This is a genomic window from Paenibacillus sp. FSL P2-0121 (assembly GCF_037975345.1).
In the GTDB taxonomy this organism is placed as follows: domain Bacteria; phylum Bacillota; class Bacilli; order Paenibacillales; family Paenibacillaceae; genus Paenibacillus_AQ; species Paenibacillus_AQ odorifer.
The window spans coordinates 436,887-453,677 of the sequence record NZ_CP150245.1; the positions used below are offsets into that span (position 1 = coordinate 436,887).

The 16,791-nt window shown below is 45.6% G+C and carries 18 protein-coding genes; 11 read left to right on the forward strand and 7 right to left on the reverse strand.

The features are described 5' to 3' along the window. Positions 1 to 274: 274 nt before the first annotated feature. The 4 genes from MKY54_RS01915 to MKY54_RS01930 all read right to left on the reverse strand — a co-directional run bounded on the left by MKY54_RS01915 (position 275) and on the right by MKY54_RS01930 (position 3,702). Complete coding sequence (locus MKY54_RS01915) at positions 275 to 1,252, reverse strand: aldo/keto reductase (RefSeq protein WP_076124641.1); 978 nt, start codon at positions 1,250 to 1,252, stop codon at positions 275 to 277. Between the two features lie 52 nt (positions 1,253 to 1,304). Then, complete coding sequence (locus MKY54_RS01920) at positions 1,305 to 1,520, reverse strand: hypothetical protein (protein WP_051491260.1); 216 nt, start codon at positions 1,518 to 1,520, stop codon at positions 1,305 to 1,307. Positions 1,521 to 1,609: 89 nt separating this feature from the next. Continuing rightward, the gene (locus MKY54_RS01925) at positions 1,610 to 2,170 is read right to left on the reverse strand and encodes a PadR family transcriptional regulator (RefSeq protein ID WP_339189264.1); all 561 of its coding nucleotides are present in this window, start codon (positions 2,168 to 2,170) and stop codon (positions 1,610 to 1,612) included. Between the two features lie 11 nt (positions 2,171 to 2,181). Then, positions 2,182 to 3,702 carry an MDR family MFS transporter gene (locus tag MKY54_RS01930; protein ID WP_339189266.1) on the reverse strand — a complete coding sequence of 507 codons (1,521 nt, stop codon included), beginning with the start codon at positions 3,700 to 3,702 and terminating at the stop codon, positions 2,182 to 2,184. A gap of 266 nt (positions 3,703 to 3,968) precedes the next feature. Between MKY54_RS01930 and MKY54_RS01935 the strand changes: the two genes are divergently transcribed. The 4 genes from MKY54_RS01935 (at position 3,969) to nfsA (ending at position 7,930) form a co-directional block, all read left to right on the forward strand. Further along, positions 3,969 to 4,316, forward strand: a complete 348-nt coding sequence (locus MKY54_RS01935; RefSeq protein ID WP_076124636.1) for a metal-sensitive transcriptional regulator — start codon at positions 3,969 to 3,971, stop codon at positions 4,314 to 4,316. Between the two features lie 53 nt (positions 4,317 to 4,369). Beyond that, positions 4,370 to 4,570 carry a copper ion binding protein gene (locus MKY54_RS01940; protein ID WP_076124634.1) on the forward strand — a complete coding sequence of 67 codons (201 nt, stop codon included), beginning with the start codon at positions 4,370 to 4,372 and terminating at the stop codon, positions 4,568 to 4,570. A gap of 113 nt (positions 4,571 to 4,683) precedes the next feature. After that, entirely contained in the window at positions 4,684 to 7,146 is a 2,463-nt protein-coding gene (locus MKY54_RS01945; protein ID WP_076124633.1) for a heavy metal translocating P-type ATPase, read from the forward strand. 31 nt (positions 7,147 to 7,177) lie between these two features. Continuing rightward, a complete protein-coding gene (gene nfsA / locus MKY54_RS01950) occupies positions 7,178 to 7,930 on the forward strand; it encodes an oxygen-insensitive NADPH nitroreductase (protein ID WP_339189269.1) in 753 nt (250 codons plus the stop codon). Between the two features lie 97 nt (positions 7,931 to 8,027). On the opposite strand, the gene MKY54_RS01955 is transcribed toward nfsA, so the two are convergent. Continuing rightward, a protein-coding gene (locus MKY54_RS01955) for an IS3 family transposase (protein WP_339189271.1) occupies positions 8,028 to 9,586 on the reverse strand; the annotation gives its coding sequence in 2 pieces (ribosomal slippage) (positions 8,028 to 8,953 and positions 8,953 to 9,586; 1,560 coding nt in all). Positions 9,587 to 9,800: 214 nt separating this feature from the next. Between MKY54_RS01955 and MKY54_RS01960 the strand changes: the two genes are divergently transcribed. The 5 genes from MKY54_RS01960 to MKY54_RS01980 are packed head-to-tail and all read left to right on the forward strand — an operon-like array spanning position 9,801 to position 13,924. After that, positions 9,801 to 10,709, forward strand: a complete 909-nt coding sequence (locus MKY54_RS01960) for an ABC transporter ATP-binding protein (protein ID WP_248549125.1) — start codon at positions 9,801 to 9,803, stop codon at positions 10,707 to 10,709. Positions 10,710 to 10,711: 2 nt separating this feature from the next. Next, complete coding sequence (locus MKY54_RS01965) at positions 10,712 to 11,446, forward strand: ABC transporter permease (protein WP_339189274.1); 735 nt, start codon at positions 10,712 to 10,714, stop codon at positions 11,444 to 11,446. Positions 11,447 to 11,450: 4 nt separating this feature from the next. Next, positions 11,451 to 12,605: a sensor histidine kinase gene (locus MKY54_RS01970; RefSeq protein WP_339189276.1), complete on the forward strand. Its 1,155-nt coding sequence runs from the start codon at positions 11,451 to 11,453 to the stop codon at positions 12,603 to 12,605. After that, a complete protein-coding gene (locus MKY54_RS01975) occupies positions 12,602 to 13,204 on the forward strand; it encodes a response regulator transcription factor (protein ID WP_036682756.1) in 603 nt (200 codons plus the stop codon). Before MKY54_RS01970 ends, MKY54_RS01975 begins: the two co-directional genes overlap by 4 nt. Positions 13,205 to 13,222: 18 nt before the next feature. Then, complete coding sequence (locus MKY54_RS01980; protein ID WP_076185651.1) at positions 13,223 to 13,924, forward strand: histidine phosphatase family protein; 702 nt, start codon at positions 13,223 to 13,225, stop codon at positions 13,922 to 13,924. 521 nt (positions 13,925 to 14,445) lie between these two features. Here the strand turns inward: MKY54_RS01980 and infC are convergent. Beyond that, entirely contained in the window at positions 14,446 to 14,964 is a 519-nt protein-coding gene (gene infC, locus MKY54_RS01985; protein ID WP_076124627.1) for a translation initiation factor IF-3, read from the reverse strand. Positions 14,965 to 15,025: 61 nt separating this feature from the next. Then, entirely contained in the window at positions 15,026 to 15,931 is a 906-nt protein-coding gene (locus MKY54_RS01990; protein ID WP_076185655.1) for a LysR family transcriptional regulator, read from the reverse strand. Between the two features lie 110 nt (positions 15,932 to 16,041). Between MKY54_RS01990 and MKY54_RS01995 the strand changes: the two genes are divergently transcribed. Together MKY54_RS01995 and MKY54_RS02000 are read left to right on the forward strand one after the other, a co-directional pair. Further along, positions 16,042 to 16,446: a tautomerase family protein gene (locus MKY54_RS01995; protein WP_076185657.1), complete on the forward strand. Its 405-nt coding sequence runs from the start codon at positions 16,042 to 16,044 to the stop codon at positions 16,444 to 16,446. Position 16,447: 1 nt separating this feature from the next. After that, positions 16,448 to 16,777: a carboxymuconolactone decarboxylase family protein gene (locus MKY54_RS02000; RefSeq protein WP_076124622.1), complete on the forward strand. Its 330-nt coding sequence runs from the start codon at positions 16,448 to 16,450 to the stop codon at positions 16,775 to 16,777. The last annotated feature ends 14 nt before the right edge of the window (positions 16,778 to 16,791 follow it).

The following is a 16,791-nucleotide window of genomic DNA, read 5'->3' on the forward strand; positions in this document are numbered from 1 at the left end:
TTCGTTATTATCGTTCTTTATTAAGAACAACTTCTGTAATGAATCATACATGGAATAAATCAAAAAGAAAACTGCCAATAACGCGCATTTGTACTCTATAAAGAACGAAAATGATAATTTATCTCTAAATAACTCCATATATCGCTCGATTACTAAATATATTCGCAATAAAGAACGATAAGTTAGAGTGATTCGCAAAAAAATACCCGGCTCGCAGTAGTAACGCGAGCCGGGTATAAGCGGAGTAATGAAGTTGAGAATATAAATGTATATGTTACGGAAGTTTTGAACCGCGTGAACTAACATACAGGTCATACCATTCTTTACGGCTAAGCTCCAGCTTGTCCGCATCGGCACAGGCAGTAATACGCTTCGGATTCACAGTTCCAATAACAGGCTGAATGGCAGCTGGATGTGTCATTAGCCAAGCCAGTACAATGGCTTCGGGTGTTGTTCCTTTTTCATCTGCGAGCTGTTGGACCATAGCTGCTGTTTGGACGATATTCTCCGGTTGATCCTCTAATGAACGCCCGCTAAATAGACCTTGGGCGAGTGGCCCCCAAGCTTGAAGCTGAATGTTCTCCATTCGACAATGTTCAAGGGTTCCCTCAGGGAAGATAATATCCTTCCAGGGTTCACGATTTACACTGATTCCAGCATCCACCCAGCTGATCTTAGCCAAGCTCATATGCAGCTGGTTTACGATAAAAGGTTCATCGCAATAAGTCTGCAGCAGCTTGATCTGAGCGGCGCTCATATTGGAAACCCCGAAATGACGAACCTTACCAGCGGCCTTCAGTTGATGTAATGCGGAGGCTACTTCCTCGGGATCCATTAAGGGATCAGGTCTATGCAGTAGAAGAATATCAATGTATTCGGTCCCAAGTCGTGACAATATTCCATCTACACTGTTCAGAATATGTTGGCCAGAGAAATCAAACGTATTAGTGCTGTCTCCAGGCTCCATTAGCTTAATTCCACATTTAGATTGAATTATGATTTCTTCACGTAGTCTTGGACGATCCTTAAAAATCTGACCGAATACCTTCTCCGCCTTCCCACGAGTATAGATATCTGCATGATCAAACATGTTGATGCCGATGGAAAGGGCGGCATCAACCGCTTCATGTCCCTGTTTAACATTCTCCGCAGTAATCGGCTCATGGTCCCAGTCACCGCCTAGCCCCATGCAGCCTAAAGCAATGCGGCTTGCGGGAATCCCGCGCTTGTTTAAAGGTAACGCTTTCAACAATGTGATTCCTCCTTGGAAATTATGATTGCGTACTTGTAGATATTGTACACTCTCAGAAGCCCGTATGGTATTTTTTGTCGCTGGAAGAGCGGTGTTTGGTCTCCTCTTTGTTCTTTTCCTCTTGCTTTTCCAGCGTTAAATCTTCCATCGGAATCGGGTCTACATTCTGCTCACTTTCATGAAGATCAAATAGACTTTCTTTTTCTGTTGGATATTGTTCCGGGTGATCACGTTTGTCACTATTCAGCTGATGTTTTTCTTGGGTCATTTTTACCGCCTCGCCTTCCTTTGAGATTTAATGGATATTGTGCTCGTTAATAAACGTATTTTGACTCCCTTAAACAGAAAAAGAGGCCATTAGGCCTCTAAATTCAACGGTGACCCTATGTCTTTTAGCTTGCGTGCTACAACATCATCGTATAGGCGCTGCAGCCATTTCAGCTCAGTCAGGGTGTGCTCATATGTACCGTACATTAGATGCAGGGCAGAACGAGGCACGATGGAGATATGCTCCTCGTATACCTGATAAGCCAGATTAACCTGATGTTCTGTTTCCCGGAGGCGTTCCTCGAGCAGCTTCTCAACCTTGCTCTGATCGATATGACGGGACATAGCCAGGGCCATATACATCGGATGATAGAAGGGTTCGTTTTTCTTAATTTGTTGCAGGATAAGCTGTTCGAATAAAGCTTTACCTTGCTCCGTTATGGCATAGATTGTTTTGTCCGGCCGATCACTGCTGCGGATGACCTCTAAAGCTTCTATATAACCATCTTGTGCAAGCTTATCCACAGCATAATAGAGTGATCCCATCTGCAGCTTCGTGATCCGGTCCATGGAACGTTCCTTCATCACTAATGTGATTTCATAGGGATGCATGTTCCGCTCCAGCAGTAAACCTAAAATGGCTAATTTCATGGACATAATGGTTACCTTTTGCCCTCAGACGCCTGAACAGCTTTAGCAGGAATGGTAAGACGGTCTTTTGGCATGAGCAGTACAAAGACTAGACCGAGCAGTGCAGGAATCAAAGCCCACATAAAGGTTTGGGCAATAGAGGTGGATAACGCACTTGATATTTTCTCTAATATTTCAGCAGGGATCTTCGCTCTTGCTTCAGGTGTTAACGCAGCGCGTGGATCTCCGAAAGCTGCTGACTGTTCACTACCGCCAAAAGCATCGCTTAGACTGTTAGTAAAGCTATTCCGCTGAATAATCCCGAAGATCGTAATTCCCAGCGTCATTCCAAGGGAGCGCATGAAGGTACTGGTTGATGTTGCCGACCCCCGTTGGCGCATATCGAAATTATGGATAGCTGCCATGCTCAGCACGGAGAAGGAAAAGCCTACGCCGAACCCAGTCAGAGCCATAAATACATTAAGCATGAGGCGGGAGGTATCTGGTGATAAAGTGCTTAGGCTGTAGACCCCTGCGACAAAGCAGACTGCGGATAGGATCATAATGTTGCGGAAGCTGGTTTTTGTTGTAAGCAGCCCCCCGGTCTGACTGCCAACGACCGTACCGATCATCATCGGCATAAGGATCAGCCCTGAGTTCGTAGCTGAGCCGCCAAATACACCCTGCACAAAGATAGGAATGTAAATAGTAGCTACGATAAAAGCAGAGCCATAAAATAGGCTGGTCACGCTGCTTGTTGCAAACAACCGTTTGCGGAACATAGCGAACGAGATCACAGGTTCAGCAGCTACTCTCTCAATAAGGATAAACGCCAGCAAGAGAACAGCAAAACCTACGAATAAGCCAAGGATGGCACTGGAATCCCAAGCATATTGATTACCACCAAGTTCCAGAGCGAACATTAGGCAGATAATCGCGCCAACTAGAGTGAAGGCTCCGCCCCAGTCAATGCGCTGTTTAGCGTGGGAGATCGACTCCTTATAAGAAGTTGCAATCAGGAACAGTGCAATAATTCCTAGAGGCAGGTTAATGTAGAATACCCACTGCCAACCAACATAGTCGGTAATATAGGCACCGAGTAAAGGTCCAAGTACACTGGAGATTCCGAAGACGGCTCCAAAGAGACCGGTCAATTTCCCTCTTTTTTCAGGCGGGTAAATGTCGAAAACGATGGTGAAGGCGATTGGCATTAGTGCACCGCCGCCGATCCCTTGAATGGCACGGTAAATACTGAGCTGTGTGATACTGGTGGCAGTACCGCACAGAGCCGAGCCAATCAGGAATACAATCAATCCGAAAATGAAAAAACGTTTACGTCCATACATATCAGAGAGCTTGCCGAAGATAGGGGTTCCGGCCATTACCATTACCATGTAAGCGGAGGTGACCCATACGATTTTATCCAGACCGCCAAGATCTGAGACTATCGTTCCCATAGCTGAAGCTACAATGGTATTGTCCATTGCGGACATAAGAATACCAAGCAGCAGGCCAACCACTACGAGTTTAAGATTACTTTCTTTAGTATGCATGCTTCGCAGCTCCTTTTTCTTAATAGTGATAGTGATAGTTCTGTTCGAAAAATGTTCATAATTAGAAGCAAAATTTATTATATTCAAATTTGAATAGGGAGGCAATAGTTTTTTTAAAAAAATAGAGATGTATAGCCAACCGTAGAAGAATACGGCGGTAATATAGGGACAAACTAACCGAGGAGATCATCTGTGGATGAATTAGGAATGCCTCTTGACATACCCTACTGGGGTATATTATATTATAACCAAGGAGGCTGATTCTTATGTCTACTGCCAAGAAAGAGCAAGCTGCAGAATCCTGCGACATAAATTGTCATTCTTCATCATCAGGAGAACGAAAAAGTCATCATTCGGCAGAATTCAAGAATAACTTGAATACGCGCCTCAACCGGATTGAAGGCCAGATCCGCGGGGTAAAGGGTATGATTGAGCGGGATACCTATTGTGATGATGTACTCAACCAGCTCGCGGCGGTACAGGCGGCGTTAAATGGTGTCGGTAAGATGCTGTTAGAAGGACATATGAAAAGTTGCATTGTTGAGCGAATCGAAGCTGGCGAACATGAGGTTATCGACGAGCTCCTAATTACGGTTAACAAATTAATGAAATAATAAGCTAATGCTTCTAGAGCATAGCTTCACAACATTTATTGGAGGTTATATTAATGTCAAACGCTACATTAAACGTTGAAGGAATGTCTTGTGGTCACTGTGTTAACTCTGTAGAGAAAGCCGTAGGCAATCTTGGAGCCACAGCTAAAGTTGATCTTGCTGCTAAGAAAGTTTCCGTCGAGTATGATGAGAACAAAGTAAGCCTTGGTGCGATTAAAGAAGCAATTGTAGATCAAGGGTATGACGTAGTTTAATTTGAAGCACAGTAATAAGGCTTGGAGTGATATGGGGAAGCTGCCCAAAGCTCCAATGCCTTTTCTTTTAGAAATTATCATACCCTATAGGGGTATGTGGAGGCGTGGAAATCATGGATAAAACCAAAACAACAGCTTCACCAAACGAACAGCAGGCAACTGTACAGATTACAGGTATGACCTGTTCCGCTTGTGCAACCCGAATTGAGAAGGGTTTGTCCCGGATGGACGGCGTATCTCGTGCGAATGTGAATCTAGCCTTGGAACAGGCTACTGTTGGATTTGATCCGACAGTATCAGGGTTGCCACAAATTGAAGATAAAATCCGTTCTCTTGGTTATGACACTATTAAAGAATCTGCGGATTTTGATATATCGGGGATGACCTGTGCTGCTTGTTCCTCACGGATTGAAAAAGTGTTGAGCCGTACACCGGGCATAGCAGCAGTTAATGTGAATTTGGCGCTGGAAACAGCACATGTAGAATATACACCCGGTAATATCAGTCCAAGGGAGATCATGGAGAAGGTAAGCAGTATCGGCTATAAAGCTTCTCTTAAAGAAGACCGCAAGGATCATGTGGATCGTCGTGGAAAAGAAATTCAGCATAAAAAGTGGAAATGGATCATTTCTGCAATTCTTTCGTTCCCATTGTTATGGGCGATGGCGGGTCATTTCTCCTTCACCGGCTGGATTCCAACACCGGATATATTTATGAATCCTTGGTTCCAGCTTGTGCTGGCTACCCCTGTGCAATTTATCATCGGTTGGCAGTTCTACGTCGGTGCTTATAAAGCCCTTCGTAACCGGAGTGCCAATATGGATGTGTTAGTCGTATTAGGGACGTCGGCAGCTTATTTCTACAGTCTTTATCTGACTATTGATTCCTTAAGCATGAAGGGAATGAATCATACTGTAGAAATGTATTATGAGACGAGTGCTGTACTCATTACACTTATCCTTGTCGGTAAATGGTTTGAGGCGCTGGCGAAAGGCCGTTCCTCTGACGCAATCAAAAGCTTAATGGGGCTTCAGGCAAAAACCGCCCTCGTAATTCGGGATGGGCAAGAAATGAATATCCCGACAGATGAAGTCATTCCTGGCGATATTGTACTGGTGAAACCCGGAACAAAGGTACCTGTGGATGGTGAGGTAGTCGAGGGATCTTCTTCTGTGGATGAGTCTATGTTGACCGGAGAGAGTATTCCTGTGGAGAAAAAAGCAGGGGATACCGTGATCGGTGCCACTATGAATAAGAATGGTATCTTGAGAATCAAAGCCAATAAAGTGGGTCGCGACACTGCGCTGGCTCAAATTATCCGAGTAGTGGAGGAAGCTCAAGGCTCCAAAGCTCCGATTCAGCGGATTGCCGATGTAATCTCAGGGATTTTTGTGCCGATTGTTGTGGGTATTGCCGTAATAACTTTTCTGATCTGGTATTTCTGGGCAGCCCCTGGCCAGTTCGCTGATGCCCTCGAAAAAGCCATTGCAGTGCTCGTAATCGCTTGTCCATGTGCGCTAGGTCTGGCAACGCCAACCTCCATTATGGCAGGATCGGGCCGGGCAGCAGAGCTTGGAATTCTCTTCAAGGGTGGGGAGCATTTAGAGGGAGCGCAAGGGATTCAGACCGTTGTACTAGATAAAACAGGTACAGTGACGAATGGTAAACCCGTGCTTACCGATGTTGTGACTACTACTGGAATTGCAGCTTATGGAAAAGAAAACGCGGAAAACCGATTGTTAGCTTTAACTGCAGCTGCTGAAAAGCTATCTGAGCATCCACTTGCGGAAGCTATTGTTGCTGGCGCTGCTGATAGAGGTTTGGCTTTGCCTACTGCTGAGCAGTTTGATAATGTGCCCGGACGTGGAATTATGGCCGTTGTCTCCGATCAGCAGGTTATGGTAGGCACGCGGCGGATGATGGAAGATCATCAGCTTGATATCACAGAATGGACTCCAATTATGAAGAAGCTGGAGGAGTCGGGGAAGACAGCTATGCTAGTAGCGGTAGAGAGTGAAATCGCTGGGATTGTGGCCGTTGCTGATACGATTAAACCGACCTCAAAAGCGGCTGTAGCCGCGCTCCATGATATGGGTATTGAAGTCGTAATGATCACTGGTGACAATAAAATTACAGCTGAGGCTATTGCGAAGCAGGCAGGGATCGAAAAAGTGTTAGCAGAGGTTCTGCCAGAGGGCAAAGCCGAAGAGGTTCGCAAGCTACAGCAAAATGGGACTAAGGTTGCCATGGTTGGGGATGGGATCAACGATGCTCCGGCACTGGCTACTGCCGATACGGGTATGGCGATTGGGACAGGAACGGATATAGCTATGGAAGCAGCAGATATTACGCTGATGCGCGGGGATTTGAAGAGTATTCCTGATGCGATTATGATGAGCCGCAAAACGATGAGAAATATTAAACAAAATTTGTTCTGGGCGCTTGCTTACAATACAATAGGAATACCGATTGCTGCACTTGGGTTTCTAGCCCCATGGCTGGCAGGAGCTGCGATGGCATTTAGCTCCGTGTCTGTTGTTTTGAATGCACTTCGGCTACAGCGGGTAAAGCTGTAATATCACTATCACTATTTAGGGAGTGGCCACAGTGCAAGTAAATAACGATACAATTTCTCTGTTAATGAAACATGCATCTGTCCGCAAGTTTCAGGATAAGCCAGTAAGTGAAGATCAGCTTAGCGCTATTATTGGAGCAGCTCAGATGGCTTCAACCTCAAGCAATGTTCAGGCTTATAGTGTTATTGCAGTTACTGACCCGGCACTAAAGACGGAGCTTGCGGGACTAGCGGGCAATCAGGCTTATATAGAACAATGCCCAGTATTTTTGGTCTGGTGCGCTGATCTGTATCGGCTGCGCGAGGTGACGAAACCTCATTTGCAGGGAGAGACTTCTTATGAAGATTCTGCTGAGAACCTGATTGTAGCTACCGTTGATGTTGCGCTTGCTGCACAGAATGCTGCAGTGGCTGCGGAATCACTAGGACTTGGAATTGTATATATCGGTGGAATCCGTAACCGGATCGCGGAGGTATCGGAATTGCTGGGACTGCCTGAATTGGTCTATCCGATATTCGGGATGTGTGTAGGTTATCCTGACGGAGCTTCGGGCCTGCGTCCGCGGCTTCCACTAGAGGCTGTTCTGCATCGTAATCGCTACAATGCGGAAACCACTGTGGAGCAGGTCAAAACTTACGATAAAGTCTCCTCAGACTATATGCGTGAGCGGACCCACGGCGCCAAAGACACCCCTTGGTCGGCCATTATGGCGGAGCGATTGGCACAGCCAACACGGCTGCATATGAAGGAGTTCCTGCTGGAAAAAGGATTCCTCCGGAGATAACTAAACTCTCTTCACCTAAAGAGGCTGCCTTATTAGTAGTTCATTCTACTGATGAACTGCACCCCGTCAAGTAGACAGCACAAAAAATAAAAGTAGTTTAAGCGGCCTTAGTCCTAAATTCAATGGGACTGAGGCCGTTTAGTTTTGCCTGTAACCGTTCGTTATTGTAAAAGTGAATGTAGGTATCAATATCTGTTTGGAGTTCTTCAAAGGTCTGGTAGGTATGTAAGTAGTACTTCTCACATTTCAATGTTCCCCAGAAGGATTCCATCGGCGAATTGTCAATGCAGCAGCCTACTCGGGACATGCTTTGCTTCAGTTCTGCATCGTCCAGCATCTTTTTAAAATGCAGAGAGGTATACTGAAAACCACGGTCGCTATGGAGTAAGGTTCGGCTCTCCGGTGCTGCCTTCAAAGCTAATTCCAGTGTGTTAAAAACTAGCGAATTATTATTGGAATGACCCAGAACGTAAGCAACAATCGACTTGTCATACAGATCTTTTATTGCACTTAAATACGCCTTCTTGCCGTTGCCGTATTTGAATTCCGTTACATCCGTTACCCATTTTTGGTTTGGAGCTTCAGCCTCAAAATTACGGTTCAGCACATTCTCTGCAACCTGCTGAGGCGTGGAGCCTACATACTTCTTTCTCTTTCTGCGGATGACTGATTGGATGCCTTGGCATCTCATCAGCCGGTACACTCGCTTTGCGTTAATAGATTTATCCATTTGTCTGCGCAAATGCAGGGTCAATTGGCGATACCCAAAGGTTCGTTCCACCTTCTCATACAAGAGGAGCATAGCCTCTGTCAGTTTCTCGTTGTCAGCCTCTCGAGAACTGGGTTTGCGATTCAACCATTTGTAATAACTTGACCGTGAAATCCCTGCGATGTCACACAAAAGCCGAATGGAGCAAGACTGTTCCTGCTGTACGGCCTGAATGGCCAGGTAGATGTTCACCTGGCGAATGGTCCTTAACGCCTCCTCCTTTCGAGTTCCTCTAACTTTTTTAGAAAAGCATTCTCCGCACGCAGGCGTGCATTCTCGTATTCCAGCTTTTGCATCGCGAGTTTGTGGCGATCTGCTTCCGTAAGTTCTTCAGGCGCTTTAGTGCGTCCTCTACCGTCTCGTAACGCCTCTTCACCACCAGCTTCGTACTTCTTTACCCAGCTATATACTTGTTGGTAAGACACGTGAAAATGGCTTGCCGTCTTCGCATAGTCTTCTCTGTTCGAAAGGCAGTACAGCACGATATTTATCCGTTCCTTCCAAGTGGTTACGCGTCCTTTGGTCATAGCTTTAGTTCCTCCTGAATGAGCTGTTAAGCTGTTGCTATGACCATTATACTTCCTAATCCAGTTGGCGAGTTGGGTTGAACTTGCAATCTTATACTTGCAGATGATTTGGTTTTGCGACAATCCTCCCTCGAGATAGTCCTTAACGGCATGGAGTTTAAGTTCTGCAGAATATGTACGATTGTAGCTTCGGACTTCCAGCCCTTCGTATCCATACAATTGATAACGTTGCCGCCACTTCACTAATGAGTTTTTGGATATTCCATACTTCCGGGTCGCAGTTTTCAAACCAATGTCGCCCCGTTCAATTTCTTGGAGAATCGTTAACTTTTCCAGTGCTGTAAACTTCTTTTGTTCCATAAAAATGCTCCCCATACAGCGACAGGTTTTTATTATTTCACCTGTCTACTATATGGGGAGCATATCACTGATAGGGCAGCCTCTTTTTTTTATTCGAAGCCAGGAAGGTGACAGTTGTCATCTTAAAGAAATGACAGTCCATACTAATGTCATGTCTTCTTTTTCCATATGATTGAAATAGATCAAACGCATTCGGAAGCGGAGGGATTACGTTATGGATAATATTATAGAAATGCACGGGGTCAGCAAAATATATAAGGATAAAAAGGCCGTAGATAATATCAGCTTTAACATTGCTAAAGGTTCGATTACAGCTATTCTGGGACCGAACGGAGCGGGTAAAACAACGGCATTAGGCATGCTGCTGGGGCTAATAGAGCCTACCGAGGGTACAGTGGAGTTGTTCGGTCATCATCCGAAGGATAAAGCAGTACGTGAAAAGACTGGAGCGATGCTGCAGGAGGTAAGTGTAATGGATCGGCTAAAGGTGCGGGAGATCATTGATCTGATCCGCAGCTATTATCCAAAGCCTATGGATATGGAGTTTCTAATTAAGGCTACTGGACTTGCGCCAGCCGATTTGAATAGATACGCCGAGAAGCTCTCGGGCGGTCAAAAGCGTAGTTTGGGCTTTGCGCTAGCCCTCGCGGGTAATCCGGAGCTGATCTTTTTCGATGAACCTACAGTCGGACTTGATATTACTTCCCGGCGGCGGTTCTGGGAAACGGTTCGTGGACTTGCGGAGCAAGGAAAAACGATTGTGTTCACGACCCATTATTTGCAGGAAGCAGAAGATATCGCGGATCGTATTCTATTATTCAGTAAAGGACACTTAGTTGCGGACGGAAGTCCAGATGAGATTAAATCGCGGATTGTGAAGCGTTCCGTGTCCTTCCTGCCTGTGGGTGATCGCTCGCAATTGCGCAGAAACCTGCTAGACCTAGCTGCTATAGAGGATTGTTATGAAAAAGATGGCCGCATTCACGTGACCACAGAGGATACAGATGAGGCGCTTAAAGCGATTTTTGTGGCTGGACTTCCTGTGAAAGATGTTCGAATTGATCAGGGACGTTTGGATGAGGCTTTTGAACAATTGACCATGAACCAAGAGGAGGTTGTCTAACCATGAGACTAATTACTGTACAGTGTAAAGCGGAAATGCTGCGGATCATCCGTAATCCCTATTATGTGTTCTGGTCTTTGCTCATGCCCATCATGTTCTATTTCATCTTCACCCGGGTGGTCAATACAGGTAGCGATGACCTAACGTGGCGTGCTCATTATTTAATGTCTATGGCGACCTTCAGTGTAATGGGCTCAGCCATTATGACGCTTGGCATCCGGTTGGTGCAAGAACGAACACAAGGCTGGACCACCTTTATTCGGATTACACCGCTGCCGGGATCGATCTATTTTTTCGGAAAAATGTTCGGACAGACGATGATGCATCTGTTTTCGGTCATTTGTATTTTTATCGCAGGCTATTTAATCAATGGCGTCTCTTTATCCGTAGGTCAATGGGTGCTTAGCGGGCTGTGGATCCTGATCGGTTCTCTACCATTTTTAGCGATTGGTACGCTTGTAGGTGCTATGAAACGGGTGGATACAGCCAGTGGAGTCAGCAACGTGATTTATATGGCTCTTGCTGTAGCAGGAGGCATGTGGATGCCGATTGAGATACTGCCACGATTAATGCAGCGGATTGGTCATTGGTTGCCTTCCTATAACTATGGGAATGGAGCCTGGGAAATCGTTCGTGGCTCAGCTCCGACATGGAGTAATGTCTTGATTTTACTCGGATATTTGGTAGTTTTTATGTTACTATCGGTCTATATTCGAAAAAAACAGGAAGCGGTGTGAATGAATGGCTGAGCGTGCGAAGTTCCGGTTATTTCCACAAAAACAGGGATTTTTCCCTTTTGTATGGGCTGTTTATCTGGTTATGCCCATCCTGAATTTGCGCGGGGAGACTGGAATGAAGCTCATTCTGGGCGGGATTATGATAGCGGTATTTGCCCTCAGCTATCGCCAGCTGTATTGGGTGCGGGGTGGAGTGTTTAATGTTTGGTTAATTATTCAAATGTTGATCATCGTGGTGCTTAGTGTGTTCTATACCCCCTATAATCTGTACATGGGCTTTTTCACCGCAAATTTTATCGCATATTATACGGAGAATAAAGGGTTCAAAATTGCATTTGCTTCTTTTGTGATCATGATCCTTTCGGTGCTGGTCTTAGTGGGTCGTGAGATGGAGTGGGGAAGCGTGATGTTTTTAGCTCCGTTTATTATTATTATGTTGATTAGTCCGTTCGGAGTGAGGTCCATGAATCGGAATCAGAAGCTGGAGAAAGAGCTGGATCAAGCCAATGAGGTGATTAAAGAGCTGGTGAAGCGTGAGGAACGAATGCGAATCGCCCGTGACCTGCATGATACCCTTGGCCATACCTTGTCCTTGATTACGTTAAAGAGCCAACTCGTAGAGAAGCTGGTGACGAAAAATACGGAGCGAGCTCAAGAGGAAGCACGAGAAATTCAGCGCACTTCACGGGCTGCGCTCCGTCAAGTGCGTGAGCTAGTGTCGGAAATGCGAGCGATCTCAGTAGCAGAGGAACTGGCTGAAGCTGGAGAGATGCTGCGAACGGCAGAGATCGCCTTAGAAGTGGAAGGGGATATCTCTCTGGAGGGGGTATCCGACCTGACGCAAAATATCCTTAGCCTCTGTATCAAAGAAGCAGTGACTAATATCGTAAAGCATAGTAGAGCGGACAAATGCTTCATAGGAGTGGCAAAGCTGGCTGGAGAAGTGCGAATTACCGTTAAGGATAACGGCATTGGTCTACAGCATGGGGAGAGAGGGAATGGTGGGCTTAGCGATGGAAATGGCATGAAGGGAATGGCAGAGCGTCTATCCCTGATTGATGGCTCCCTGTCGCTAAGCTCAGCTGAGGGTCAGGGAGCTACGCTGATCGTTACCATCCCGCTAATCGTAAAAGATGCACAAGGGGGTGAGACTGCATGATAAGCATTGTTATAGCGGAGGATCAACGCCTGCTTCGGGGAGCGATGGCTTCTTTGCTGGATCTTGAAGACGATATCGAAGTAGTCGGAGAAGCTTGTGATGGGGCGGAGGCGTTAGCTTTAATCGACAAGCTTCAGCCGGATGTCTGTCTCATGGACATTGAAATGCCGTTCAAGAGCGGGCTGGAGGTTGCAGAAATATTGCGGAGTAAGGGTTGTCCGACCCGAATTATTATTTTGACTACCTTTGCCCGTCCAGGGTATTTTGAGCGTGGAGTAAAGGCTGGTATTCAAGGGTATTTGTTGAAGGACGAGCCTGTAGATAAGCTAGCTGAATCTATTCGTCGTGTCATGGCTGGACATCGGGAGGTATCTCCTGAGTTAGTCTTCGGCAGTCTGCGGGAGGAGAATCCATTAACAGCACGGGAGCGCGAGATTTTAAAACTGGCTGGAGAAGGGCAAACCGCGAGCGAGATAGCCTTTTCGCTGCATCTATCTTATGGCACTGTCCGCAATTACATCTCTGAAATACTCAATAAGCTGGAAGTGAAAAGCCGGATTGAGGCGGTACGGCTGGCGGAAGAAAAAGGCTGGATTTGAGGGGAGGAGGGCATTGTTATGCAAATATTTCTGATTCGTCATGGTGATCCGGACTATTCTATAGATGATCTAACGGAATTCGGGCATCAGGAAGCAGCGGCATTGGGAAAACGCATGGGATCTATCGGACTGGATGAATTATATGCTTCACCATTGGGTAGAGCACAGACAACAGCAAGTTATGTGGCTAAAGAGACGGGACTTGTAATTCAGACAGAACCTTGGACTTGTGAATTGGATTGGACAGGGGTTATGTTGGATGGACAAATGGCGCCTATATGGGATAGTCCCGGAGAACATATTAGTGAACTATCGAGTGGAAAAAGAGAATGGTCTGATCAAACAGATCATTGGTTAAAACAAGAGGAATACAGATTGCGGTTTAGCGAACTACAAGCGGCTTCAGATCAATTCTTGCTTAGCCACCACTATAAAAGAGAAGATGGCCTATATCGTATCCTCGAGCCTTCTACCAAGAAGATTGGAGTTGTGTGTCACGGTGGCTTTGGCCTTGCATGGCTAGCCCATTTATTGCAGATTCCTTTAGCCTTGGCTTGGTCCGTATTTTGGCTTGCTCCAAGCTCGGTAACGACGATCTTGTTTGAAGAGCGCAGCGAGCACTATGCAGTTCCCAGATGTATTGGATTGGGAGATGTCTCCCACCTCTATGCTGGGGGTATGAACTATCGCCCAAGGGGATTAATGGGTAATCATGTTTAAGGTGACTGATTAAGAGCGAGCAAGGACATTGTCTATGAAGTGAAAGGCCATCCTGTAGAGGATGGCCTTTTTTAATAATACAAGAAAGTATAAGTTTGGCACGATACATTATCCTTCTATTTCTCGCATAAGCGCTTACCGTCCTTTAGGGGCACCGAAGGCGCTTTTGCTTGCATATAAGAATCATGCCCCTTGCCCAGTTCCTGATTTCCACTTGCTATTGTGCTAACGGACTTAGAGGCAGCTATTTGTACATTTTAAGCCTTTTGGAGGAAGTTGCGGACTCGAGAGATCTTATTTTCCATAAATGGAGGGAATATCGTGCTATTTTAGTGATATAAAGTCTCTGAAGTCCGTTAGCATCCCAGAACAGCGAAATAGTTACGAATAAGGGCTGTGGTGTCCGAACGCAATTCTGAATTCTGCTCGCAATAAAGCTACATTTGCAGATAGCAGCAGCATTTTCATGAAATGGTCCACTAATTTTGGTTTTGAGCCTAAATTATCTGAAATTCCACTCTTCACCGTGGATTTAATTTCACCTGTGAACCTTTGCCGCCTGTCTGTATGCCAGTTTCCTTCGTTCCAACTTCCTTCAAGTCAGTCACTAGTCGTTCCAATACGGCCTTGGAGGCAGCAGCTTCCTTCGCACCGGAAGCTTTGACAACTAATTGCACCGGCTTGCCGGAGCGTAGATGCTTCTCGGCCTGACGGAGCTTCGTATCGTAGTCATGCTCTTCAATATGAGCAGTGAAGCGGAGCTCTTTGACCTTCTCCTTGCTGCCGCCCTTTGCAGCTGAGCCCCCACTGGCCTTGCGTGCTGAGGCTGCTTCTTTCTGCGCGGCCGCTTTTGCTTTGCCCTTTGCAGTTAGGCTGCAGGGCGGTGGGCTGCTCATTAGCGAGGTGCATACCAGATCAGCTCCCGCTGATCTGGCCATGGCCAGCGCCTCTTCCCGGGAGACGATCCCCAGCTTTTCACCCCTAAGTCCTGTAAGGACTACTTCGGATGCTCTGATTTGTTCATTGATTAATACTGCCACTGCTATGAATCCTCCCCTGATAACGATGATAAAGCTATCATATATGGAACTAGCTTGAGGTTCAAATGTGGAGCGTAGGATTAGCGTTACTAATCCTCTCAATTTCTTTTTTTATGATTTGTAGGATTAGTTTTTTAGATGATGTTGCTAGATATTCTCGGTTGCGCTGCTGTAATATACCCACTTGAATGAACGGCTCGCTTAGTTCAACATCTATTTTTACGATATCTGTCATTAAAGCTGTCGAATCAAGCACTACCCCCACCCCAGGGTTCTTTCTTACAAAATGAGGAATAGCAGAAATTTGGCTTATGGTGGATAAAGTGGGCTTTGATTCGAATCTCGAAAATTGCTTAGCTAACCGAAGGTAATATAAGCAAGTGCGTCCTCCAGCTATAATTGGATATTCAAGAATTTCTCGAAATGAAATCTCGTCTCGTCCGTTTAAAGGATGATTTTCATCTACTATAAAAGCGATTTTCTCGTGATAAAGCGGTTCGAAATAAAAGAAAGACAGGTCGGACGGCTCACCGCAGATGGCGAAATCCAGTTCTCTTTGTAGAACAAGTTGTGAGAGGGAATCAGTGTTACCCTGAATGAAGTTACATGCCATCTTTGTTTTTTGCTCCTGAAACTTTCGCAAGGCGTTCGGTAGGACGGATTCCATCATGGATTCAATGCTTCCGATATGAAGTGTACCAATTTCGTCATGCTGTAAAGCTTTGGTGAGTTCTGTTACATAGTTCCAATGTTGAATAAGGTTATCGATTTCCCCTGCAAAAACTTGCCCAGCACTTGTCAGTTCTACTTCCCAGCCTCTGTGAAAGAGTTGTATGCCCAGTTCTTTTTCAAGTCGTTGAATTTGGTTGGTAATAGTAGACTGTGCATAATTCAACTTCTCTGCAGCGCGTGAGAAAGTGCCTTCTTGAAGAATGGTCTTAAAAGCCATCAGTTCTTTTAGATCCATCGATTGTCACCTCTATCGGTATAATTGATTAAGATTATTATCTTATTCAATTATATAAATCAAAATACTGAGAGTACAATAAAAGAATTCCAAAGAAGGAGTGAATTAAAATGCCATTCATTAGAGTCAGTTATCTGGAGCAACAATACGACATTCATCAGCTAGAAGGAATATGCAGAGCGATTATGAGCGCGTTAATTCAGCATTTCCATGTACCGGAGGATGATATGTTTCAGGTTTTTCATGCGCATAAAGCGGGGGAATTTTTTTATAGTAAAGATTATTTAAATATTGAACGAAGCGACGGACTGATATATATCCAAGTTACGCTAAAATCCGGAAGATCAACGGAACAGAAGAAAAGCTTTTACGCGAGGCTAGCCGAGGAATTATCGATGACGCTAAACATCAGAAAAGAAGATATATTCATTGTGCTCGTCGATACGGAATTCGAAGATTGGTCGTTTGGTAACGGTGTTGCTCAAATGCTACAACCTCCGGTTAGGGAGGTGTAATATGGCGCATCAGAAAATCGTCACAAATGTACGGGAATCGTTAGGGGAGTTCGCTCCGGCATTCGTCGACTACTCGGAAAATGTGTTATTTGGGGACTTATGGAGACGTGAGCAATTATCACTTCGGGATCGTAGCATGATTACGATTTCTGCCTTGGTGATGGGGGGCATGACGGAACAACTCCCCTATCATCTGCACTTGGCTTTAGAGAACGGCTTACAACTTGAAGAAATCGTGGAGGCCATCACCCACCTTTCTTTTTATGTAGGTTGGCCGCGAGCCTCTTCAGCTCTAGAGGTTGCAAAGGATGTAATAGGAAAAAATAAATAACGTCTGACTTTTCA

Coding starts and splice junctions, on each gene's coding strand:
- MKY54_RS01920 (WP_051491260.1), bottom strand. CDS start 1,520: ATGACCCAAGAAAAACATCAGCTGAATAGTGACAAACGTGATCACCCG.
- MKY54_RS01925 (WP_339189264.1), bottom strand. CDS start 2,170: ATGAAATTAGCCATTTTAGGTTTACTGCTGGAGCGGAACATGCATCCC.
- MKY54_RS01930 (WP_339189266.1), bottom strand. CDS start 3,702: ATGCATACTAAAGAAAGTAATCTTAAACTCGTAGTGGTTGGCCTGCTG.
- MKY54_RS01935 (WP_076124636.1), top strand. CDS start 3,969: ATGTCTACTGCCAAGAAAGAGCAAGCTGCAGAATCCTGCGACATAAAT.
- MKY54_RS01940 (WP_076124634.1), top strand. CDS start 4,370: ATGTCAAACGCTACATTAAACGTTGAAGGAATGTCTTGTGGTCACTGT.
- MKY54_RS01945 (WP_076124633.1), top strand. CDS start 4,684: ATGGATAAAACCAAAACAACAGCTTCACCAAACGAACAGCAGGCAACT.
- MKY54_RS01960 (WP_248549125.1), top strand. CDS start 9,801: ATGGATAATATTATAGAAATGCACGGGGTCAGCAAAATATATAAGGAT.
- MKY54_RS01965 (WP_339189274.1), top strand. CDS start 10,712: ATGAGACTAATTACTGTACAGTGTAAAGCGGAAATGCTGCGGATCATC.
- MKY54_RS01970 (WP_339189276.1), top strand. CDS start 11,451: ATGGCTGAGCGTGCGAAGTTCCGGTTATTTCCACAAAAACAGGGATTT.
- MKY54_RS01975 (WP_036682756.1), top strand. CDS start 12,602: ATGATAAGCATTGTTATAGCGGAGGATCAACGCCTGCTTCGGGGAGCG.
- MKY54_RS01980 (WP_076185651.1), top strand. CDS start 13,223: ATGCAAATATTTCTGATTCGTCATGGTGATCCGGACTATTCTATAGAT.
- MKY54_RS01990 (WP_076185655.1), bottom strand. CDS start 15,931: ATGGATCTAAAAGAACTGATGGCTTTTAAGACCATTCTTCAAGAAGGC.
- MKY54_RS01995 (WP_076185657.1), top strand. CDS start 16,042: ATGCCATTCATTAGAGTCAGTTATCTGGAGCAACAATACGACATTCAT.
- MKY54_RS02000 (WP_076124622.1), top strand. CDS start 16,448: ATGGCGCATCAGAAAATCGTCACAAATGTACGGGAATCGTTAGGGGAG.